The sequence below is a fragment of the Streptomyces asiaticus genome (assembly GCF_018138715.1).
Lineage (GTDB): Bacteria > Actinomycetota > Actinomycetes > Streptomycetales > Streptomycetaceae > Streptomyces > Streptomyces asiaticus.
In genome coordinates this window covers 6,726,689-6,744,931 of the sequence record NZ_JAGSHX010000006.1, presented here as the reverse complement: position 1 = coordinate 6,744,931, position 18,243 = coordinate 6,726,689, and the positions used below count along the sequence as shown (strand labels likewise).

Genomic DNA, 18,243 nt, shown 5'->3' with positions numbered 1-18,243 from the left:
TCACGCCTGGCGGCGTGCGCTGATCGCCTCGTACACCATGCCGACCAGCAGCTCGTCGGCGTCCCTGCGGCCGAACTCGGCGGCGCGCCGGGACATCTCGTACAGCCGGTGCGGGTCGCCGAGCACCGGCAGCACATTGCTCTGCACCCACTCGGGGCTCAGCTCGGCGTCGTCGACCAGCAGCCCGCCGCCCGCCTTGACCACCGGCTGGGCGTTGAGCCGCTGCTCGCCGTTGCCGATCGGCAGCGGGACGTAGGCGGCGGGGAGCCCGACGGCGGACAGTTCGGCGACGGTCATCGCGCCCGCGCGGCAGAGCATCATGTCGGCCGCGGCGTACGCGAGGTCCATCCGGTCCACATACGGTACCGGGATGTAGGGCGGCATTCCGGGCATGTTGTCCACATGCGGCAGTTCGTTTTTCGGACCGACCGCGTGGAGCACCTGGATCCCGGCGCGCTGGAGGAACGGCGCCACCGTCTGGACCACCTCGTTCAGCCGCCGCGCGCCCTGCGAGCCGCCGGAGACCAGCAGCGTCGGCAGGTTCTGGTCGAGCCCGAAGGCCGCGCGGGCCTCGGGGCGGACCGCGGCCCGGTCGAGGGTGGCGATGGAGCGGCGCAGCGGAATGCCCACATAGCGGGAGTTGCGGAGCTTGCTGTCCGGGGTGGAGACCGCCACGAAGTGGGCGTAGCGAGAGCCGATCTTGTTGGCGAGGCCGGGGCGGGCGTTGGCCTCGTGGACGACGATCGGCACGCCGAGCCGCTTGGCGGCCAGGTAGCCGGGCAGGGCCACATAGCCGCCGAAGCCGACGACGCAGTCGGCCTTGGTGCGCTCCAGGATCTGCTCGGCGGCCTTGATGGTGCCGCGCAGCCGCCCGGGGACGGTGATCAGTTCAGGGGTGGGCTTGCGCGGCAGCGGTACGGCCGGGATGAGCCCGAGCTCATAGCCGCGCTCCGGTACGAGCCGGGTCTCGAGCCCGCGCTCCGTGCCGAGCGCCGTGATCCCCACGGTCGGGTCCTGCCTGCGCAGGGCGTCCGCGAGGGCGAGCGCGGGCTCGATGTGGCCGGCGGTCCCCCCACCGGCGAGTACGACATGCACCGAAATTCACCGCTCTCCGGACGGCCGCCTCTTGACGGGCCGTCTCATCGTCTTCCGTCTCACCCGAGCCAGCTTCTTCCGCAAAGCAGGCTGCCGCATGGCCAGCGCCGCCCGCGCACCGGGCTCAGCCCGGGCGAAGGCGATCAGCAGGCCGACGGCGAACATGGTCGGCAGCAGGGCGGACCCTCCGTAGGAGAACAGCGGGAGCGGAACACCCGCGATCGGCAGCAGACCGAGCACCGCGCCGATATTGACCACGGCCTGGGCCGTGATCCAGGTGGTCACACCTCCCGCGGCGTACCTCACGAAGGGGTCCTCCGTGCGTCCGGCCACGCGGATACCCGCATAGCCTAGAGCCGCGAAGAGAACGAGAACGGACAGCGTCCCCGCCAAGCCGAGTTCCTCCCCGGTAATGGCGAAGATGAAGTCGGTATGCGGTTCGGGTAGTTCGCCCCATTTCTCCATACTTGCCCCGAGTCCCGAGCCGAACCATCCGCCGTTGGCGAGCGCGTAGATCCCGTGCACCGCCTGCCAGCACTGATCGTGCGCACCGGGCTCGGTGGCGCCGATACAGGCGAGCCGGGACATCCGGTTGGCGCTGGTCTTGATGAGGACCATGCCGATGACCCCGGCGAAGGCGAGGACGCCCGCGAAGAGCCGGGTGGGGGCGCCGGCCAGCCACAGCAGGCCGAAAAGGATCGCAGTGAGAATGATCGCGGTGCCCATGTCCCCGCCCAGCATGATCAGGCCGAGCAGCATGCCGGTCGCGGGCACCAGCGGGACCAGCAGATGCTTCCACTGGGCCAGCAGCCGCTTGTCCTGTTTGCGGGCGAGAAGATCGGCGCCCCACAGGACCAGCGCCAGCTTGCCGAACTCACTGGGCTGGAGCAGGAAGGGACCGCCGAAGGAGATCCAGTTCCGGTTGCCGTTGACCGCGATGCCCATGCCCGGGACCTGCACCAGACACATCAGGAAGAGCGAGACCGCGAGCAGCGGATAGGCGAAGGCGCGGTGCAGTTTGATGGGCATCCGCACGGCGAGCAGCATCAGCGCACCGCCGAGGGCCGCGGCGAAGAGCTGCTTGCGGAAGAAGTACGACGGGGAGAGCCCGGACTGTAGCGCCTTGATCTGGGAGGCGGAGTAGACCATGACCAGCCCGAGCACCAGGATCAGCAGCGAGCCGCCGAGCAGCAGGTAGTACGCGGTCAGCGGCCGGTCCCAGGCCCGCCTGACGCGCTGCTGGAGCCCGCGCAGGGCATCCAGGACATTCACCCTCGGCGGGCGGCGCGGAGGCCGGGAGGCGCCCGCCGTGCCGCGCGGGCGGGCCGGTGACGCCGCCCGGCCCCTGCCCCGTACGGCCTCGCGCAGCCGCGGGGTGCCGCCCGAGCGCGGCACCGGGCGGCCGATGCCGGGGCGGGCCGTCCGGGAGCGCGGGGCGGCGGGCTGGTCAGGCGTCATCTCGTATCCCCTCCGGTTTCCCCGCGCGGGCGGTCCTCGCAGGGGACCGGCGGGCTACTGATCGTCCGGGACCCGGCCGGAGGCCAGGTCATGAACGGCCGCGGCGAAGGCGTCGCCCCGCTTGTTGTAGTTGGTGAACATGTCCATCGAGGCACAGGCCGGGGCCATCAGGACGGTATCGCCCGGCCGGGCGAGCCGCGCCGATTCGCGCACAGCCGCAGCCATCGCCCCAGTGTCGGTCCGGTCGAGGTCCACGACCGGGACATCTGCTGCGTGTCGCGCGAGCGCTTCCCGGATCAGGGCGCGGTCGGCGCCGATCAGCACCACGCCGCGCAGTCGCTCGGCCGCCGTGAGGACGAGCTCGTCGAAGGTGGCCCCCTTGGCGAGGCCGCCCGCGATCCACACGATGTGCTCATAGGCGCCCAACGACGCCTCCGCGGCATGGGTGTTGGTCGCCTTGGAGTCGTCGACGTAGGCCACGCCGTCGACGTCCGCCACGTGCTCCACCCGGTGCGGGTCGGGCCGGAAGGCGCGCAGGCCGTCCCGTACGGCGCTCGGCGGGACGCCGTAGGCGCGGGCCAGGGCGGCCGCCGCGAGGGCGTTGGCGATGTTGTGCGGGGCCGGCGGGTTCACGTCGGAGACCTCGGCGAGCTCCTGCGCCTGCCTCTGGCGGTCCGCCACGAAGGCCCGGTCGACGAGGATGCCCTCCACGACGCCGAGCTGGGAGGGGCCCGGGGTGCCGAGGGTGAAGCCGATCGCCCGGCAGCCCTCCTCGACGTCGGCCGCGCGCACCAGGTCCTCGGTGGCGGGGTCGGCCACGTTGTAGACGCAGGCCACCTGGTTGCCCTCGTAGATCCGGCCCTTGTCGGCCGCGTAGGCCGCCATGGAGCCGTGCCAGTCGAGGTGGTCGGGGGCGAGGTTGAGCACCGCCCCGGAGTGGGCGCGCAGTGAGGGCGCCCAGTGCAGCTGGTAGCTGGAGAGCTCGACGGCCAGCACGTCGTACGGCTCGTCGCCGAGCACGATGTCCAGGAGCGAGACGCCGATGTTGCCGACGGCGGCGGTGCGCAGCCCGGCCGCCTCCAGGATGGCCGCCAGCATCCTTACGGTGGTCGTCTTGCCGTTGGTGCCGGTGACCGCGAGCCAGGGCGGGGCGTCCTTCCCGCGCAGCCGCCACGCCAGCTCCACGTCGCCCCAGACGGGCACGCCCGCCTCGGCGGCGGCCAGGAAGAGCGGGCTGGTGGGCTTCCAGCCGGGGGTGGTCACGATCAGCTCGGTGCCCTCGGGGAGAGTCTCCCCGTCGCCGAGGCGGACCGTGATGCCCAGCGGCTCGAGCTCGGCCGCCTGGGCGCGCTGCGGTTCGCCGTCGCTGCCGTTGACCACGGTCACCGAGGCCCCGAGGCCCCGCAGCGCACGCGCTGCGGGGACCCCGGAGACGCCGAGTCCGGCGACGGTGACCTGCCGTCCGGCGAGGTCGGACACGTCGAGGGAGGCGGCGCCGGACGTCACGAGGCCCGCCACCCCGCGTAGAAGAGGCCGAGACCGACGATCACGCACATGCCCTGGATGATCCAGAACCGCACCACCACAAGGACTTCGCTCCACCCCTTGAGTTCGAAGTGGTGCTGGAGCGGTGCCATCCGGAAGACCCGTCGCCCGGTCGTCCGGAAGGAGCCGACCTGGATGACCACGGACATGGTGATCAGGACGAACAGACCGCCGAGGAGGGCCAGCAGCAGCTCCGTACGGGAGCAGATGGCGAGGCCGGCGAGCGCGCCGCCGAGCGCGAGCGAACCGGTGTCACCCATGAAGATCTTGGCGGGTGAGGTGTTCCACCACAGGAAGCCGAAGCACGCGCCCATCAGGGCGGAGGCGACGACGGCCAGATCGAGCGGGTCGCGGACCTCGAAACAGGACGCCGGGTTGGTGAGGGTCTGCGCGTTGGCGCAGGACTCCTGGTACTGCCAGACGCCGATGAAGGTGTACGCGCCGAAGACCATCACGGAGGCGCCGGTGGCCAGACCGTCGAGACCGTCGGTGAGGTTCACACCGTTCGACATCGCCAGGATCATGAACAGCGCCCAGATCGCGAAGATCACCGGGCCGAAGGACCAGCCGAAGTCCTGGACGAAGGAGAGCCGGTCGGAGGCGGGGGTCTGCTGGCGCGCGTCGGCGAAGTTCAGTGCGAGGATCGCGAAGGCGATACCGACGATCAGCTGACCGGCCATCTTGGCCTTGGCCCGCAGACCCAGGCTGCGCTGCTTGACGATCTTGATGTAGTCGTCGAGGAAGCCGACCAGGCCCATGCCCGCGAACAGGAAGAGCACCAGCACGCCCGAGAAGGTCGGCTGGCTGCCCGTGATCACCTTCGTCAGGGCGTAGGCGATCAGCGTGGCCAGGATGAAGGAGATACCGCCCATCGTGGGCGTGCCCTTCTTGCTGCCGTGCGTCCGCGGACCGTCGTCCCGGATGTACTGGCCATAGCCCTTGCGGGCCAGCAGCTTGATCAGCAGCGGTGTGCCGATCAGGGTCAGAAAGAGCCCGATGGCTCCCGAGAAGAGGATCTGCCTCATGCCCATCGGCCGGCGACCTCACCCTCACCGTCGAGCAATGCCTGAGCAAGCCGCTCCAGGCCGACCGACCTGGATGCCTTCACCAACACGACGTCCCCCGGTCGCAGCTCGCTGCGCAGCAGATCGACCGCTGCCCGCACGTCGGACACGTGCACCGACTCCTCACCCCACGAACCCTCGTTCTTGGCGCCCATGTCCAGCCAGGCGGCCTCCTGGCCGCCGACCGCCACGAGCTTGCTGACGTTGAGCCGGACGGCCAGCCGTCCGACCGCGTCGTGCTCGGCCAGTGACTCCTCGCCCAGCTCGGCCATCGGGCCGAGCACCGCCCACGTGCGACGCCCCGGTGTGGCAGCGCCCATGGCGACCAGCGCGCGCAGCGCTGCTCGCATGGACTCGGGGTTCGCGTTGTAGGCGTCGTTGACGACCGTCACGCCGTCCGAGCGCTCGGTGACCTCCATCCGCCAGCGGGAGAGCTGCCCCGCCTCGGAGAGCGCCACGGCGATCTCGTCGACGGACATGCCCAACTCGTGGGCGACGGCGGCCGCGGCGAGCGCGTTCGACACGTGGTGCTCACCGTACAGGCGCATGGTCACTTCGCTGCACCCGGTAGGGGTGTGAAGCGTGAAGGCGGGACGGCCGCCGTCGGCGAGCCGGACATTCCCGGCGCGCACATCGGCGTCCTCGGCCTCGCCGAACAGGACGGTACGGGCCTTGGTGCGCGACGCCATGGCGCGCACGAAGGGGTCGTCGGCGTTGAGCACCGCCACCCCGCCCTCCACGGCGGACGGCAGGGACTCCACGAGCTCGCCCTTGGCCTCGGCGATCTGCTCCCGGCCGCCGAACTCCCCGATATGGGCGGTGCCGACGTTGAGCACGAGTCCGATACGGGGCGGGGTGAGCTCCGTCAGATACCGGATGTGGCCCTTACCGCGGGCGCCCATCTCCAGCACCAGGTGCAGGGTGGCCTCGTCGGCGCTCATCGCGGTGAGCGGCAGGCCGATCTCGTTGTTGAGCGAGCCCGGCGTCCATACGGTGGGGCCGCGGCGCTGGAGCAGCTGCGCGATGAGGTCCTTGGTGCTCGTCTTGCCGGCGGAACCGGTGAGGGCGACCACGGTGGTGCCCAGGCGCTCCACGACGGCGCGCGCGAGCGCTCCCATGGCGGCGATGACGTCGGGGACGACGATCGCCGGTACGGGGGCGTCCGGGGTGCCGACGGGGCGGGCGGCCAGGACCGCCGCGGCGCCCGCCTCGACCGCGCCCCTGGCGAAGTCGTGGCCGTCCACGCGCTCCCCGGGGAGCGCGGCGAAGAGGCTGCCGGGCCGCACCTCACGGGAGTCGATCACGACAGGGCCCGTGACCTTCAGGTCCGGGTCCGGTATGTCGTGCGGCTGTCCACCGACTAGGCCGGCGATCTCGGTGAGGGACAGAGCGATCACTGATCACCTCCGGCCGTGCGGGAGAGCTGCCTGGAGGGGGCTGGTGCGCGCATGGCGGTCTGTCATCCCTGGTCGTCTAGGTGTTTGTCCCGGTGCTGTGGGCTCGCCTCGGGGCGCGTGGCATCGCGCCCGTGGGCTCGCTCACTGAGCTCGATGGCTTCGCGGAGTACCTGCCGGTCGTCGAAGGCCCGGATCACGCCCGCGATGTCCTGGCCCAGCTCGTGGCCCTTGCCCGCCACGATGACGGTGTCACCCGGCTCGGCGCGGCCGACGGCGGCCGCGATGGCGTTGGCCCGGTCCTCCTCGACCAGCACATCACCGCGCTCGTGGGCGGGCACCTCGGCGGCGCCCGCGAGCATGGCGGCGAGGATCGCGAGCGGGTCCTCGGAGCGGGGGTTGTCGGAGGTGAGGACGGCCGTGTCGGCGTACCGCGCCACGGCGGCGCCCATGGGGCCGCGCTTGAGCCGGTCGCGGTCCCCGCCGCAGCCGAGGACGGCGTGCAGCTTGCCGTCGGTCACCTTACGGAGGGCACGCAGCACCGACTCGACGGCGTCGGTCTTGTGGGCGTAGTCGACGACCGCGAGGTAGGGCTGGCCCACGTCGACCCGCTCCAGCCGGCCCGGTACGCCGGGGACGGCGGCGACGCCGTCGGCGGCCGTCTGCGGGTCGATCCCGGCGACGGCGAGCGCGACGACGGCGGCGAGCGCGTTGGCCACGTTGAAGGGGCCCGGGAGGGGCGCGGCGGCCCGTACGGACTCGCCGTTCGGGCCGACGGCGGTGAAGGCCGAGCCGAGCGGGCCGACCTCGACGTCCGCGGCGCGCCAGTGGGCGTCGGGGTGGCCCTCGGCGGAGAAGGTGGTGACGGGCACCTCGGACTGCTCGATCAGGCGGCGGCCGTACTCGTCGTCGTAGTTGATCACTCCGAGGCGGCTGCGGGCCTTGGTGAACAGCTGGGCCTTGGCCTGGAAGTAGTCCTCCATGCCGGAGTGGAACTCCATGTGCTCCGGGCTGAGGTTGTTGAAGACCGCGACGTCGAAGACGCAGCCGTCGACACGGCCGAGGACCAGGGCGTGGCTGGAGACCTCCATGACGACCGAGCGGACGTCGCGCTCCCGCATCACCGCGAACAGCGCCTGAAGATCGGTGGCCTCGGGGGTGGTGCGCTCGGACTTGATGCGCTCGTCGCCGATCCGCATCTCCACGGTGCCGATGAGACCCGTAAGGCCGCCGTCGTGCTTCGCGGCGGCCTTGAGGCCGCCCTCGATGAGATACGCGGTCGTGGTCTTGCCGGAGGTACCGGTGATGCCGATCTGGAGCAGGTCGTGACCCGGCTCGCCGTAGATCGTGGCGGCCAGCGCGCCCATCCGGCCGCGCGGGTTGTCCACCGCGAGGACCGGCAGGCCGGTGGCGGCGGCGCGCTCGACACCGGCCGGGTCGGTCAGCACCGCGACCGCGCCGAGGTCGGCGGCCTGGGCGGCGAAGTCCGCGCCGTGGAGGCGGGCACCGGCCAGCGCGGCGTACACATCGCCGGGACGTACGGCCCGCGAGTCATGGGTGATCCCGGTGACCGCGGCCCCTTCCGAGGCTTCGGGGGTTTCGACGCCCAGCTGATCCGCCAGCTCCGCCAGCGGGATCGGGCGGACCTGGAGGGGACGGGGCGCTCCCGGGTATTCCACAGAAACGTCCTTCTGAGGGGTTTGGGACTGATCAGCGTGGGGCACGGCGGTGAGCGTACCCGGGACACCCGCTCCCCCGCGAAATGAGGCGGCGGTGCGGGGCCGTACCGGACCGTGGTTCCCGGGGTCCGGCGTGATCGTCATCACTACTGGGTCCGCTCACTGGCCCGGGTTGTAGCTCACCGGGAGCCGTTCGGGCTGCTTCCCGGACGGCGGGACCTGTAGGGCCTTGAGGCCGAACTCCATGACCTTCTTGTAGACCGGTCCACAGACCTGACCGCCGAAGTAGCTGCCCTTTGTCGGGTTCTGAACGGCACAGTAGACGGTCAGCCGAGGTTTGTCGGCCGGGGCGAAGCCGGCGAAGGACGCGGTGTAGCCGCGGTAGCGGCCGGTCTTGGGGTCCACCCGGTTGGAGGTGCCGGTCTTGCCCGCGACACGATAGCCCGGGATCTTCGCCTTGGCGCCGGTGCCCTGCTGATCGTCGACGACCGACTCCAGCATCTCGGCGAGCGTCTTCGCGGTCTCCTTACTGACGACACGGGTCTTCTTGGGGGCGGGCGCGGCGGTGAAGTCGCCGCCGGGCCCCCTGGCGCCGCGGATGAGGGTGGGCGCGATGCGCTCGCCCCCGTTGGCGATGGTGGAGTACACCGAGGTCGCCTGGATGGCGTTGAGCGACAGCCCCTGGCCGAAGGGGATGGTGTACTGCTGCGAGGCGCTCCAGTCCTGCGGCTTGGCCAGGATGCCCGGGGTCTCGCCGGGGAAGCCGAGCCCGCTGGGCCGGCCGATCCCGAACTTGCGCAGGTAGGAGTAGAGGATCTGGTTCCGCTGCCGCTTGGTCTTGGCCAGCTGCTCGGTGGCGAGGATCGTGCCGATGTTGCTGGACTTGGCGAGCACGCCGTTGAGCGTGAGGTACCAGGTCGGATGGTCGATGTCGTCGGCGAAGGCACGGTCGGCGCGCGGCAGCCGGTTGGGGACCACCACATGGGTGTCCCAGCGCGCCACGCCCTCCTGGAGGACGGCGGCCATGGACATCAGCTTGCTGACACTGCCGGGCTCGTACGCGTCGGAGACCGCGGCGTTGCCCAGGGCGTCGGCGTCCGTGGTGGTGATGTCGTTGGGGTCGAACCCGGGGGCGTTGGCCATGGCCAGCAGCTGACCGGTGCGGGTGTCCTGGACGAGGACGTAGCCCCGGTCGGCCCCGGACTTGCGCACCTGGTCGGCGATGGCGCTCTGGGCGGCCCACTGGATGTCCCGGTCGATGGTCAGCTCGTAGTCGCTGCCGGGGACCGCGGGCTGCTCCCTGACGTCGCCGGTGGGCACCTGGTGGCCGCCGGACTGGGCGTAGACCCGCTTGCCGTCCTTGCCCGCGAGCTTCTTGTTGAGCTGCTGCTCGAGCCCGGCGGAGCCGCGTCCGTCGGCGTCCACGAATCCCAGCAGCCCGGCGGCGAGGTCCCCGTTCGGATAGACCCGCTTGCTGTGCGCCTCGCGGTTGACCCCGGCCAGGACGTTGGTGCCCTTGCCCTTGGCCGCCGCGTCGTCCAGGGCGCTCTTCAGGTCCTTGATCTGGTTCCAGACCTGCGGGGACTGCTGCCGGGCCAGCACGACGTACTGCGACCTGGGGTTGTCGGTGAGCTTCTGCTCCAGGACCGCCTGGTCCTTGCCGAGGATCGGCGCCAGCAGGGCCGCGGCCTGGCGGGGCGCGTCATGGGTCTTGGCCGTCTTGGGCGTGAGGAGGTCGGGGGCGGCGGTGATGTCGTAGGCGTCCACCGTGGTCGCCAGGTCGACGCCGTTGCGGTCGGTGATGGAACCGCGCTCGGCGGACAGCTTCACCGGGATGTAGCGGTTGAGGTTGGCCTTGGCCGCGTAGGCGCTGGCGTCGACGGCCTGCACCTGGAGCAGCCGTACGACGAAGACCAGCATGACGAGGGTGAGGCCGAGGCTGATCAGCCGGAGCCGGGGGCGCGGGCTGCCCAGCCGCAGCTGCTGGGGAGCGCCGGGGCGGGGGCGCGGGGCCGGACGGCCGGACGGTCCGCCCTGGCGGCGGCGCTCGGCGGGGCGCCGCGCCGGGTCCTGGCGCGGGCGGCGGTCGCCGCGGGGACCGGCCGGGCCGGGCACCCCGCGGCGGCGGGGGTCCTGGGGCGCGCTCACGCGACGACCGCCCTCGGCTCGATGGCCGCCTTCGGCTCGGCCGCCGCCCTCGGCTCGGTGGCCGTCCATCGCGCGCGGGCGGGCGTCCGCGCGGGCGGGGTGGGCTGGGCGCAGGCTGGGGGTCGCGTCACCGTGTCACCTACTGAGGGGCCGGGGTGGAGTTCGCGGAGGCGGAGGGGGAGGTGGATGCGGAGTGGCCGCTGGGCGGCGCCCACGGGGTCACCGAGGACGTGGCGGACGGCGGCGCCGACGGAGCGAGGGCGGACGAAGTGGGCGACGCCTCGGACAGGACGGGCGACGCCTCGGACGGCGTGGTGCCGAGCGAGGGCGGCGTGGTGGCGAGCGCGGACGGCGTGGTGCCGAGCGAGGGCAGCAGCATCCGGCCGGGGCCGCCGAGCACCGAGGGCTGTCCCGTGGCGGGGGCGGGCACCCCGCTGACCGAGCCGTCCGGGTTGAGGAAGGCGGGGGTGCCGCCGGGCACCATCCCCAGCTCCCGGGCGCGCCGCTCGAGCTCGGCGGGCGCGGAGAGCCTGTCCACGTCCTGCTGGAGCGCCTGGCGCTCGTCGGTGAGCTCCTTGGTCTGCTTCTCCAGTCTGGTGAGCTCGAACGACCCCTGGTTGAGGGAGGAGTTCAGCAGCAGCAGCGCGATCAGGCCGGAGCCGAGCAGGACCACCACGAGCAGCACGAAGGGTGTGCGCCTGGCCGTGGTGGCGCCCGGCGCCGGCCGCGCTTTCGGGCCCGTCCCCCGCGCGCTCATGGGGTGACCTCTTCCCGGATGCGCTCCGCCCCCCGGAACCGCGCCGGAGCGGCCCGGCGGTTCTCGGCGATCTCCTCCTCGGTGGGCAGCTCCGCGCCACGGGTGAGCAGCTTCAGCCGGGGCTGGTACTGCTCGGGGACGACCGGCAGCCCCGGGGGCGCCGTATTGCTGGCACCGGCCGCGAGCACCTGCTTGACCAGGCGGTCCTCCAGCGAGTGATACGACAGCACGGCGATCCTTCCGCCGACCGCGAGCGCCTTTACGGCCGCCGGGATGGCCCGCTCCAGGACCGCGAGCTCGCCGTTGACCTCGATCCGCAGCGCCTGGAAGGTGCGCTTGGCCGGATTGCCGCCGGTGCGCTTGGCGGCCTGCGGCAGCGCCTCGCGGATCAGCTCGACGAGCCGGGCGCTGTTGGTGAACGGCTCCTTGGCACGCTCGCGCACCACCGCGTCCACGATCTTCTTGGCGAACTTCTCCTCGCCGTACGTCCGCAGGATGCGCACCAGGTCGCCCGGCGGATAGGTGTTGAGCACCTCCGCCGCGCTGACTCCGGTGGTCTGGTCCATCCGCATGTCCAGCGGGGCGTCCTGGGCGTAGGCGAAGCCGCGCCCGGCCTCGTCCAGCTGCATGGACGACACGCCGAGGTCGAAGAGGATCCCCTGGACGCGCGGGACGCCGAGCCGGTCGAGGACCTCGGGCAGCTCGTCGTAGACCGCGTGGACCAGCGTCGCCCGGTCGCCGTAAGGGGCGAGCCGCTCCCCGGCGAGCCGCAGCGCGGACGGGTCGCGGTCGAGGGCGATCAGCCGGGCCTCGGGGAAGTCGCGCAGCAGCGCCTCGCTGTGGCCGCCGAGGCCCAGGGTGCAGTCGACCACGACCGCGCCGGGCTGGGCGAGAGCGGGGGCCAGCATGTCCAGGCAGCGCTGGAGCATGACGGGAACGTGGAGAGCGTTGCTGCTCATTGCGCTGCTCGTGCGCCCTTCTGAGGATCGGGCGAGGATGATACGCACCGCCGGGTCCCCGCCCGCTCTGAAGGGGAAGAGGCCTACTGGCGCCGGGGAAGTGACGTCAGGCGGCCGGAGCGGGAGGAGGCCGAGGGGTACGTACGCACCGCGCTCACGCGAAATTCCGGGATCCGAGGGGAGCGTCACGCCTCCCACTTCGCGCCACTTTAGTCCACTCGTCCCTTCGGTCAACCAACCGGCCTGCGCGTCCCGCCCCAGGGGTGGTATCCCCTCTCCGGGACACCGGACCACGGCGCACGAGGGGCTGTGGATTGCCTCACATCACCCCTTCGGCCCACCCTGTTGCCCTCGTTTGCCCTACCTAAAGAGAAGACAAAATTCCCTGGTGAGAGGTAGCGTCGTCATCATGTCGATATCAGCGCCGCAGCCGAACCCGTCCACCGACCGCGACGCCCGCACGGGAGACACGGTCACCGACAGCCTCGTGGAGGCCAACCGCAGTTACGCCGAGAAGTTCACCGACCCGGGGATGGACGCGCGGCCGGTGCGGCGCGTCGCCATCGTCGCGTGCATGGACGCCCGTCTGGACCTGCACGAGGCACTCGGTCTACAGCTGGGCGACTGCCACACCATCCGCAACGCGGGCGGGGTGGTCACCGACGACATCATCCGCTCCCTGACCATCAGCCAGCGGGCCCTCGGGACCCGCAGCGTCGTGCTCATCCACCACACCGGCTGCGGCCTGCTGAACCTCACCGAGGACTTCCGGCACGAGCTGGAGGAGGAGGTGGGACAGCGGCCGTCGTGGGCGGTCGAGGCGTTCAAGGACCTCGACGCCGACGTCCGCCAGTCGATGGAGCGGGTGCGCACCTCGCCGTTCCTGGTGCACACCGACGACGTCCGCGGCTTCGTCTTCGATGTGACGACGGGTCTGCTGCGGGAGGTCGCGCCGCGGACGTGAGAGGTGCTGGAGATACGGAAGGGATTCAGCACTCGAACTCGTACAAGCGTGACAAATAACCCCGGGTTATCCACAGCCGAGTGACGCGAGGCCACGGAGACCGCAAGAATGCATAGGTGACATCGTCCCCCGCAACCACGCGGGGGTCCGATGTCAGCGTTTGCGGTGGGCCGGTCCGTTCCGAGGGCAGCGGCCCTGAGAACGGGCCGAGGAGGGCCGGGTGACGACCTATGACGAGCGAGCGAGCCTCAGCGATCTGACCACCACAGCGGAGCGGATCCGCAGGTCGGTGGAGGGTGTGATCGAGGGCAAGCCCGAGGTCGTACGGCTTTCGCTGACCGTGCTGCTCGCCGAGGGGCATCTGCTGATCGAGGACGTCCCGGGCGTGGGCAAGACGATGCTGGCCAAGGCGCTCGCCCGGTCCATCGACTGCTCCGTGCGGCGGATCCAGTTCACCCCGGACCTGCTGCCGTCCGACATCACCGGCGTGAGCATCTTCGACCAGCAGCGCAAGGAGTTCGAGTTCAAGCCGGGCGCCATCTTCGCCCAGATCGTGATCGGCGACGAGATCAACCGCGCCTCGCCCAAGACCCAGTCCGCGCTGCTGGAGTCGATGGAGGAGCGCCAGGTCACCATCGACGGGGAGAGCTATGAGCTGCCCAACCCCTTCATGGTGGTGGCCACGCAGAACCCGGTCGAGATGGAGGGCACCTATCCGCTGCCCGAGGCGCAGCGCGACCGCTTCATGGCCCGTGTCTCCATCGGGTACCCCAGCCCGCAGGCCGAGCTCCAGATGCTGGACGTCCACGGCGGGGTCTCCCCGCTGGACGACCTGCAACCCGTCGCGCACGCCCATGAGATCGCCAAGCTGATCGAGGCGGTGCGCTCGGTGCACGTCGCCGAGGCCGTCCGGCGTTACGCGGTGGACCTGGTGGCCGCCACCCGCAGCCACCCCGATCTGCGGCTGGGCGCCTCGCCGCGCGCCACGCTGCATCTGCTGCGGGCCGCCAAGGCGTCGGCCGCGCTGGCCGGGCGGGACTTCGCGCTGCCGGACGATGTGCAGGCCCTCGCCGTCGCGGTGCTGGCCCACCGGCTGCTGCCCACCGCGCAGGCCCAGCTGAACCGCCGCACCTCCGAGCAGGTCGTCGCGGACATCGTGCAGCGCATCCCGGTGCCCACCTCCGCCCAGCGCGGCGCGGGCGGGATGCCACCCATGCCGCCCATGCCCCCGGCCGACTTCGGGCGGCAGCAGCCGGGCGCGCGGAGGCTGTGATGGCCGCAGGGGGGACGGACATGGGGCCCGAGGGGCCGGGCGCCGGCGAGCAGCCGGGCGGGCTGCGGGCCGCCCTCGCCGGTCTGACCACCCGCGGCCGTTCCTTCCTGGCCGCCGGGGTGGCCGCCGCGGTGTGCAGCTATGTCCTGGGCCAGGCGGATCTGCTGCGGGTCGGGCTGCTGCTGGCCGCGCTGCCGCTGGTCTGCGTGGCCGTGGTCTACCGCACCCGGTACCGGGTGGCGGGCAGCAGACGGCTCGCGCCCGCACGGGTGCCCGCGGGCTCCGAAGCCCGGGTGCACCTGCGGATGGACAATGTCTCGCGGCTGCCCACCGGGCTGCTGATGCTCCAGGACCGGGTGCCCTATGTGCTGGGCCCGCGCCCGAGGTTCGTACTGGACCGGGTGGAGCCGGGCGGCCGCCGCGAGGTGTCCTACCGGGTCCGCTCCGATCTGCGCGGCCGCTATCCGCTGGGCCCGCTCCAGCTGCGGCTGAGCGATCCGTTCGGGATGTGCGAGCTCACCCGCGCCTTCAGCGCCTACGACACGCTCACGGTGGTGCCCCGGGTCGAGCCGCTGCCCCCGGTGCGCCTGACCGGCGAGGCCGCGGGGTACGGGGACGGGCGGCACCGCTCGCTGGCCCTGGCCGGTGAGGACGATGTCATCCCGCGCGGCTACCGCATAGGCGACGATCTGCGCCGGGTGCACTGGCGCTCCACCGCGCGCTACGGGGAGCTCATGGTCCGCCGGGAGGAGCAGCCGCAGCGCGCCCACTGCACGGTGCTGCTGGACACCCGGCGCACCGCCCACTACGGCTCCGGGCCGGATTCGGCCTTCGAATGGGCGGTCTCCGGGGCGGCCTCGGCCGCGGTCCACCTGCTGGAGCGGGGCTATGCGGTCCGGCTGCTGACCGACACCGGAAGCTCGGTGCCGGGCCCGGACGGCGGAGGCGGCTTCGCCGGTTCCACCCATGACTCGGCGGAGACGGCCGGGCTGATGCTGGACACCCTCGCCGTGGTGGACCACTCCGACGGCGGAGGGCTCTCGCCCGCCTATGAGGTGCTGCGCGGCGGCAGTGAGGGGCTGCTGGTGGCCTTCCTGGGCGAGCTGGACGAGGAGCAGGCGGCGATGGCCGCCCGGATGCGCCACCGCACCACGGCCGCCGTGGCCTTTGTGCTGGACGGCGCCGCCTGGTCACGCGGGGTGGAGTCCGGGAGCACACAGGAGCTGGAGGACCGGCTGCGGCGGCTGCGCGAGGCGGGGTGGACGGCGCTGCCGGTCGGCCCCGGCGCCTCGCTGGCGCAGCTGTGGCGGCAGGCCGACGCCCAGGGCGCCACCCGGGCGGATGCCGGAAGCCGCGCGGTCGGCGGCATGACAGGGAGCTGGACATGAGTGGAAGCGTTCGGCTCGCGATATGTGCGGCGCTGGCCACGGTGGCGGCGGCCTGTGCGCTGCTGCCGCTGGTGGATCCGGCGAGCTGGCTGTTGCAGGCCGTCCTGTTGCTGACGGTGCAGAGCGCCGCGGGCGTGGCGGCCCGCCGGGTGCCGCTGGCCCGCCCGCTGACGGTGGCCGCGCAGGCCGTGGTGACACTGCTGCTGCTCACCCTGGCCTTCGCGCACGACCAGGCGCTGGGCGGGCTGCTGCCGAGCCCGCAGGCGCTCCACGAGTTCGCGCTGCTGCTGCGCGACGGCGCCGACGACGTGGGGCAGTACGCGATCCCCGCGCCGCTCACCGATGGCATCCGGCTGATGCTGGTGGGCGGGGTGCTGACGATCGGCCTGGTGGTCGACGCGCTCGCGGTGACGTACCGCAGCGCGGCCCCCGCCGGGCTTCCGCTGCTCGCGCTCTACTCGGTGGCGGCCGGTCTGTCCGACGACGGCAGCGACTGGCTGTGGTTCCTGCTGGCGGCGGCCGGCTATCTGGTGCTGCTCCTGGCCGAGGGCCGGGACCGGCTGTCCCAGTGGGGCCGGGTGTTCAGCGGCGGCGCCCCGCATCCATCGGGTATGCCGCCCTCGGGCCTGGCCGGGGCCGGAGGCAGCCCGGCGCTCGCCCCGGTGCGCACCGGCCGCCGGATCGGCGTGCTGGCGCTCGGCATCGCGCTCGCGGTGCCCGCGGTGCTGCCGTCCCTGGACGGCGGGCTGCTGGACCGGCAGGGCGGCAGCGGCGGGGCGGGCAGCGGCGGCGGCACGATCTCGGCAGTCAATCCGCTGGTGTCGCTCCAGGACAGCCTGAACCAGCCGGAGAACAAGGAGGTGCTGCGCTATCGCACCTCCTCGCAGACCACCCAGGACCTCTATCTGCGGATCGTGGCGCTGGACCGGTTCGACGGCACCTCGTGGAAGTCGTCCGAGCGGCATGTCACCGATGTGCCCGGTCAGCTTCCCTCGCCCGCCGGGCTCGGCCCCTCGGTCCGGGTCTCCTCGATCGACACCTCGATCTCGGCCGCCGACTGGTACGCGCAGAACTGGCTGCCCCTCCCCTACCCCGCGTCCAGGGTCGAGATCGACGGGCGCTGGCGCTATGAGCCGGAGGGCCGCACGCTGGTCGGCGACCGCGGCCAGACCACCCGGGGCGCCCGCTACCGGGTCACCAGCCTGCTGGTGGAGCCGACGGCCGACCAGCTGGCGGCCGCCCCGGCACCGCCCTCCCGGCTGCGGAACGAGTACACCGAGGTGCCGGACTCGCTGCCGTCCGTGGTGCGCCGTACGGCGCGGGAGGTGACCGCCGGTGCGTCGAACGCGTACGAGAAGGCGGTCAAGCTCCAGGACTGGTTCGCGGTGAACGGAGGATTCCGTTACGACACCCAGGTGCAGTCCGGCAGCGGCTCGGCCGCCATCGTCCGGTTCCTGAAGCAGAAGGAGGGCTTCTGCGTCCACTTCTCCTTCTCGATGGCGGCGATGGCCCGGACGCTGGGCATTCCGGCGCGGGTGGCGGTCGGGTTCACCCCCGGCACCGCCCAGGCGGACGGCTCGGTTTCGGTGGGCCTGAAGGACGCGCACGCCTGGCCGGAGCTGTACTTCGAGGGCGTGGGCTGGACCCGTTTCGAGCCCACCCCGAGCCGTGGCACCCAGCCCGACTACACGATGGAGCAGACGCCCTCGGGCACCCCGACCGACGACCCGACGACCGAGCCCACCGAGACCTCGGAGCCGACTGCCGCGCCGACCGCGTCCGACAGTTGCTCCACGGACATGAAGAAGCTGGGCACCTGTGGCGGCGCCGCGGCCCAGCAGCCGGACAACGGCGCCTCGGGCGGGGGCTGGTCGGCCACCAAGGTCACCAGCTGGAGTTCGCTGGCGGTGCTGCTGGCCGTGGTGCCCCTGCTGCCCATGCTGTGGCGGCGGCGGATACGGACCCGCAGACTGAACGGCTCGGGCGGGCGCACCGAGCAGGACGCCGCCGACCGGGTGCTCGCCGCATGGCGTGAACTCACCGACTCCGCCTGGGACTTCGGCGTACTGCCGGACGACTCGCTGACCTCGCGCAGAGCGGTGGCCCGCATGGTGCGGATCGCCGGGCTCGACGACGAACCGGCCCGGGCGGCACAGCGGGTGGCCGAGACGGTCGAGCAGGTGCTGTACGCACCGCGGCCGCGCCCGGTCACGGGCGTCGCGGACGACGTCCGGCTGGTGCTGGCCGGATTCCGGGCCAAGGCGGGGCGGCGGGAGCGGCTGCGGGCGCTGCTGGCCCCGCGGTCCGCGGCCCAGCTGGCATGGGCGGCAGGGCAGCGCTGGTCCGCGCTGGTCGATCGGTGGGGAGCGCCCCGCTGGGCCCGTTGGGCCTCCCAGCTCCGGACCCCGCGTGGCCAGCAGGAGAACTGACCCCCGGGCGGCCCTGAGCGCCTGCGGCCGGGCCCCCGCGCATGGCGCGGGGGCTCCGGAAGAAGCACACCGCACGGTTGAGGGGCGGTC

The 18,243-nt window shown here is 72.4% G+C and carries 14 protein-coding genes; 4 read left to right on the top strand and 10 right to left on the bottom strand.

Annotated features, from left to right (window positions below):
* From murG to rsmH, 10 genes are all read right to left on the bottom strand, one after another.
* Complete coding sequence (gene murG / locus KHP12_RS36575) at positions 1-1,095, bottom strand: undecaprenyldiphospho-muramoylpentapeptide beta-N-acetylglucosaminyltransferase (RefSeq protein WP_037948994.1); 1,095 nt, start codon at positions 1,093-1,095, stop codon at positions 1-3.
* A gap of 6 nt (positions 1,096-1,101) precedes the next feature.
* Positions 1,102-2,553: a putative lipid II flippase FtsW gene (gene ftsW / locus KHP12_RS36570; RefSeq protein WP_167442716.1), complete on the bottom strand. Its 1,452-nt coding sequence runs from the start codon at positions 2,551-2,553 to the stop codon at positions 1,102-1,104.
* Positions 2,554-2,607: 54 nt separating this feature from the next.
* Positions 2,608-4,059 carry a UDP-N-acetylmuramoyl-L-alanine--D-glutamate ligase gene (murD, locus tag KHP12_RS36565; protein WP_208653199.1) on the bottom strand — a complete coding sequence of 484 codons (1,452 nt, stop codon included), beginning with the start codon at positions 4,057-4,059 and terminating at the stop codon, positions 2,608-2,610.
* Entirely contained in the window at positions 4,056-5,123 is a 1,068-nt protein-coding gene (gene mraY, locus KHP12_RS36560; RefSeq protein WP_086884991.1) for a phospho-N-acetylmuramoyl-pentapeptide-transferase, read from the bottom strand. The genes murD and mraY overlap by 4 nt, the downstream gene beginning before the upstream one ends.
* Entirely contained in the window at positions 5,120-6,559 is a 1,440-nt protein-coding gene (locus KHP12_RS36555; protein ID WP_086884986.1) for a UDP-N-acetylmuramoyl-tripeptide--D-alanyl-D-alanine ligase, read from the bottom strand. The genes mraY and KHP12_RS36555 overlap by 4 nt, the downstream gene beginning before the upstream one ends.
* A 62-nt stretch (positions 6,560-6,621) precedes the next feature.
* Positions 6,622-8,382, bottom strand: a complete 1,761-nt coding sequence (locus tag KHP12_RS36550; RefSeq protein WP_372455253.1) for a UDP-N-acetylmuramoyl-L-alanyl-D-glutamate--2,6-diaminopimelate ligase — start codon at positions 8,380-8,382, stop codon at positions 6,622-6,624.
* Positions 8,383-8,394: 12 nt separating this feature from the next.
* Positions 8,395-10,383 carry a peptidoglycan D,D-transpeptidase FtsI family protein gene (locus tag KHP12_RS36545; RefSeq protein WP_210609181.1) on the bottom strand — a complete coding sequence of 663 codons (1,989 nt, stop codon included), beginning with the start codon at positions 10,381-10,383 and terminating at the stop codon, positions 8,395-8,397.
* Positions 10,380-10,514, bottom strand: a complete 135-nt coding sequence (locus tag KHP12_RS53000) for a hypothetical protein (protein ID WP_308016979.1) — start codon at positions 10,512-10,514, stop codon at positions 10,380-10,382. The genes KHP12_RS36545 and KHP12_RS53000 overlap by 4 nt, the downstream gene beginning before the upstream one ends.
* An 8-nt stretch (positions 10,515-10,522) precedes the next feature.
* Positions 10,523-11,140: a cell division protein FtsL gene (ftsL, locus tag KHP12_RS36540; protein ID WP_211834116.1), complete on the bottom strand. Its 618-nt coding sequence runs from the start codon at positions 11,138-11,140 to the stop codon at positions 10,523-10,525.
* Entirely contained in the window at positions 11,137-12,099 is a 963-nt protein-coding gene (gene rsmH, locus KHP12_RS36535; protein ID WP_086882627.1) for a 16S rRNA (cytosine(1402)-N(4))-methyltransferase RsmH, read from the bottom strand. The genes ftsL and rsmH overlap by 4 nt, the downstream gene beginning before the upstream one ends.
* A 409-nt stretch (positions 12,100-12,508) precedes the next feature.
* On the opposite strand from rsmH, the gene KHP12_RS36530 reads away from it, so the two are divergent.
* From KHP12_RS36530 to KHP12_RS36515, 4 genes are all read left to right on the top strand, one after another.
* Entirely contained in the window at positions 12,509-13,063 is a 555-nt protein-coding gene (locus tag KHP12_RS36530; RefSeq protein ID WP_086882626.1) for a beta-class carbonic anhydrase, read from the top strand.
* Between the two features lie 220 nt (positions 13,064-13,283).
* Positions 13,284-14,336 (top strand): AAA family ATPase, encoded by a 1,053-nt coding sequence (locus tag KHP12_RS36525; protein WP_037949012.1) that lies wholly within the window; start codon positions 13,284-13,286, stop codon positions 14,334-14,336.
* The gene (locus tag KHP12_RS36520) at positions 14,336-15,724 is read left to right on the top strand and encodes a DUF58 domain-containing protein (protein ID WP_211834115.1); all 1,389 of its coding nucleotides are present in this window, start codon (positions 14,336-14,338) and stop codon (positions 15,722-15,724) included. The genes KHP12_RS36525 and KHP12_RS36520 overlap by 1 nt, the downstream gene beginning before the upstream one ends.
* Positions 15,721-18,153 carry a transglutaminase TgpA family protein gene (locus KHP12_RS36515; RefSeq protein ID WP_086882624.1) on the top strand — a complete coding sequence of 811 codons (2,433 nt, stop codon included), beginning with the start codon at positions 15,721-15,723 and terminating at the stop codon, positions 18,151-18,153. The genes KHP12_RS36520 and KHP12_RS36515 overlap by 4 nt, the downstream gene beginning before the upstream one ends.
* The last annotated feature ends 90 nt before the right edge of the window (positions 18,154-18,243 follow it).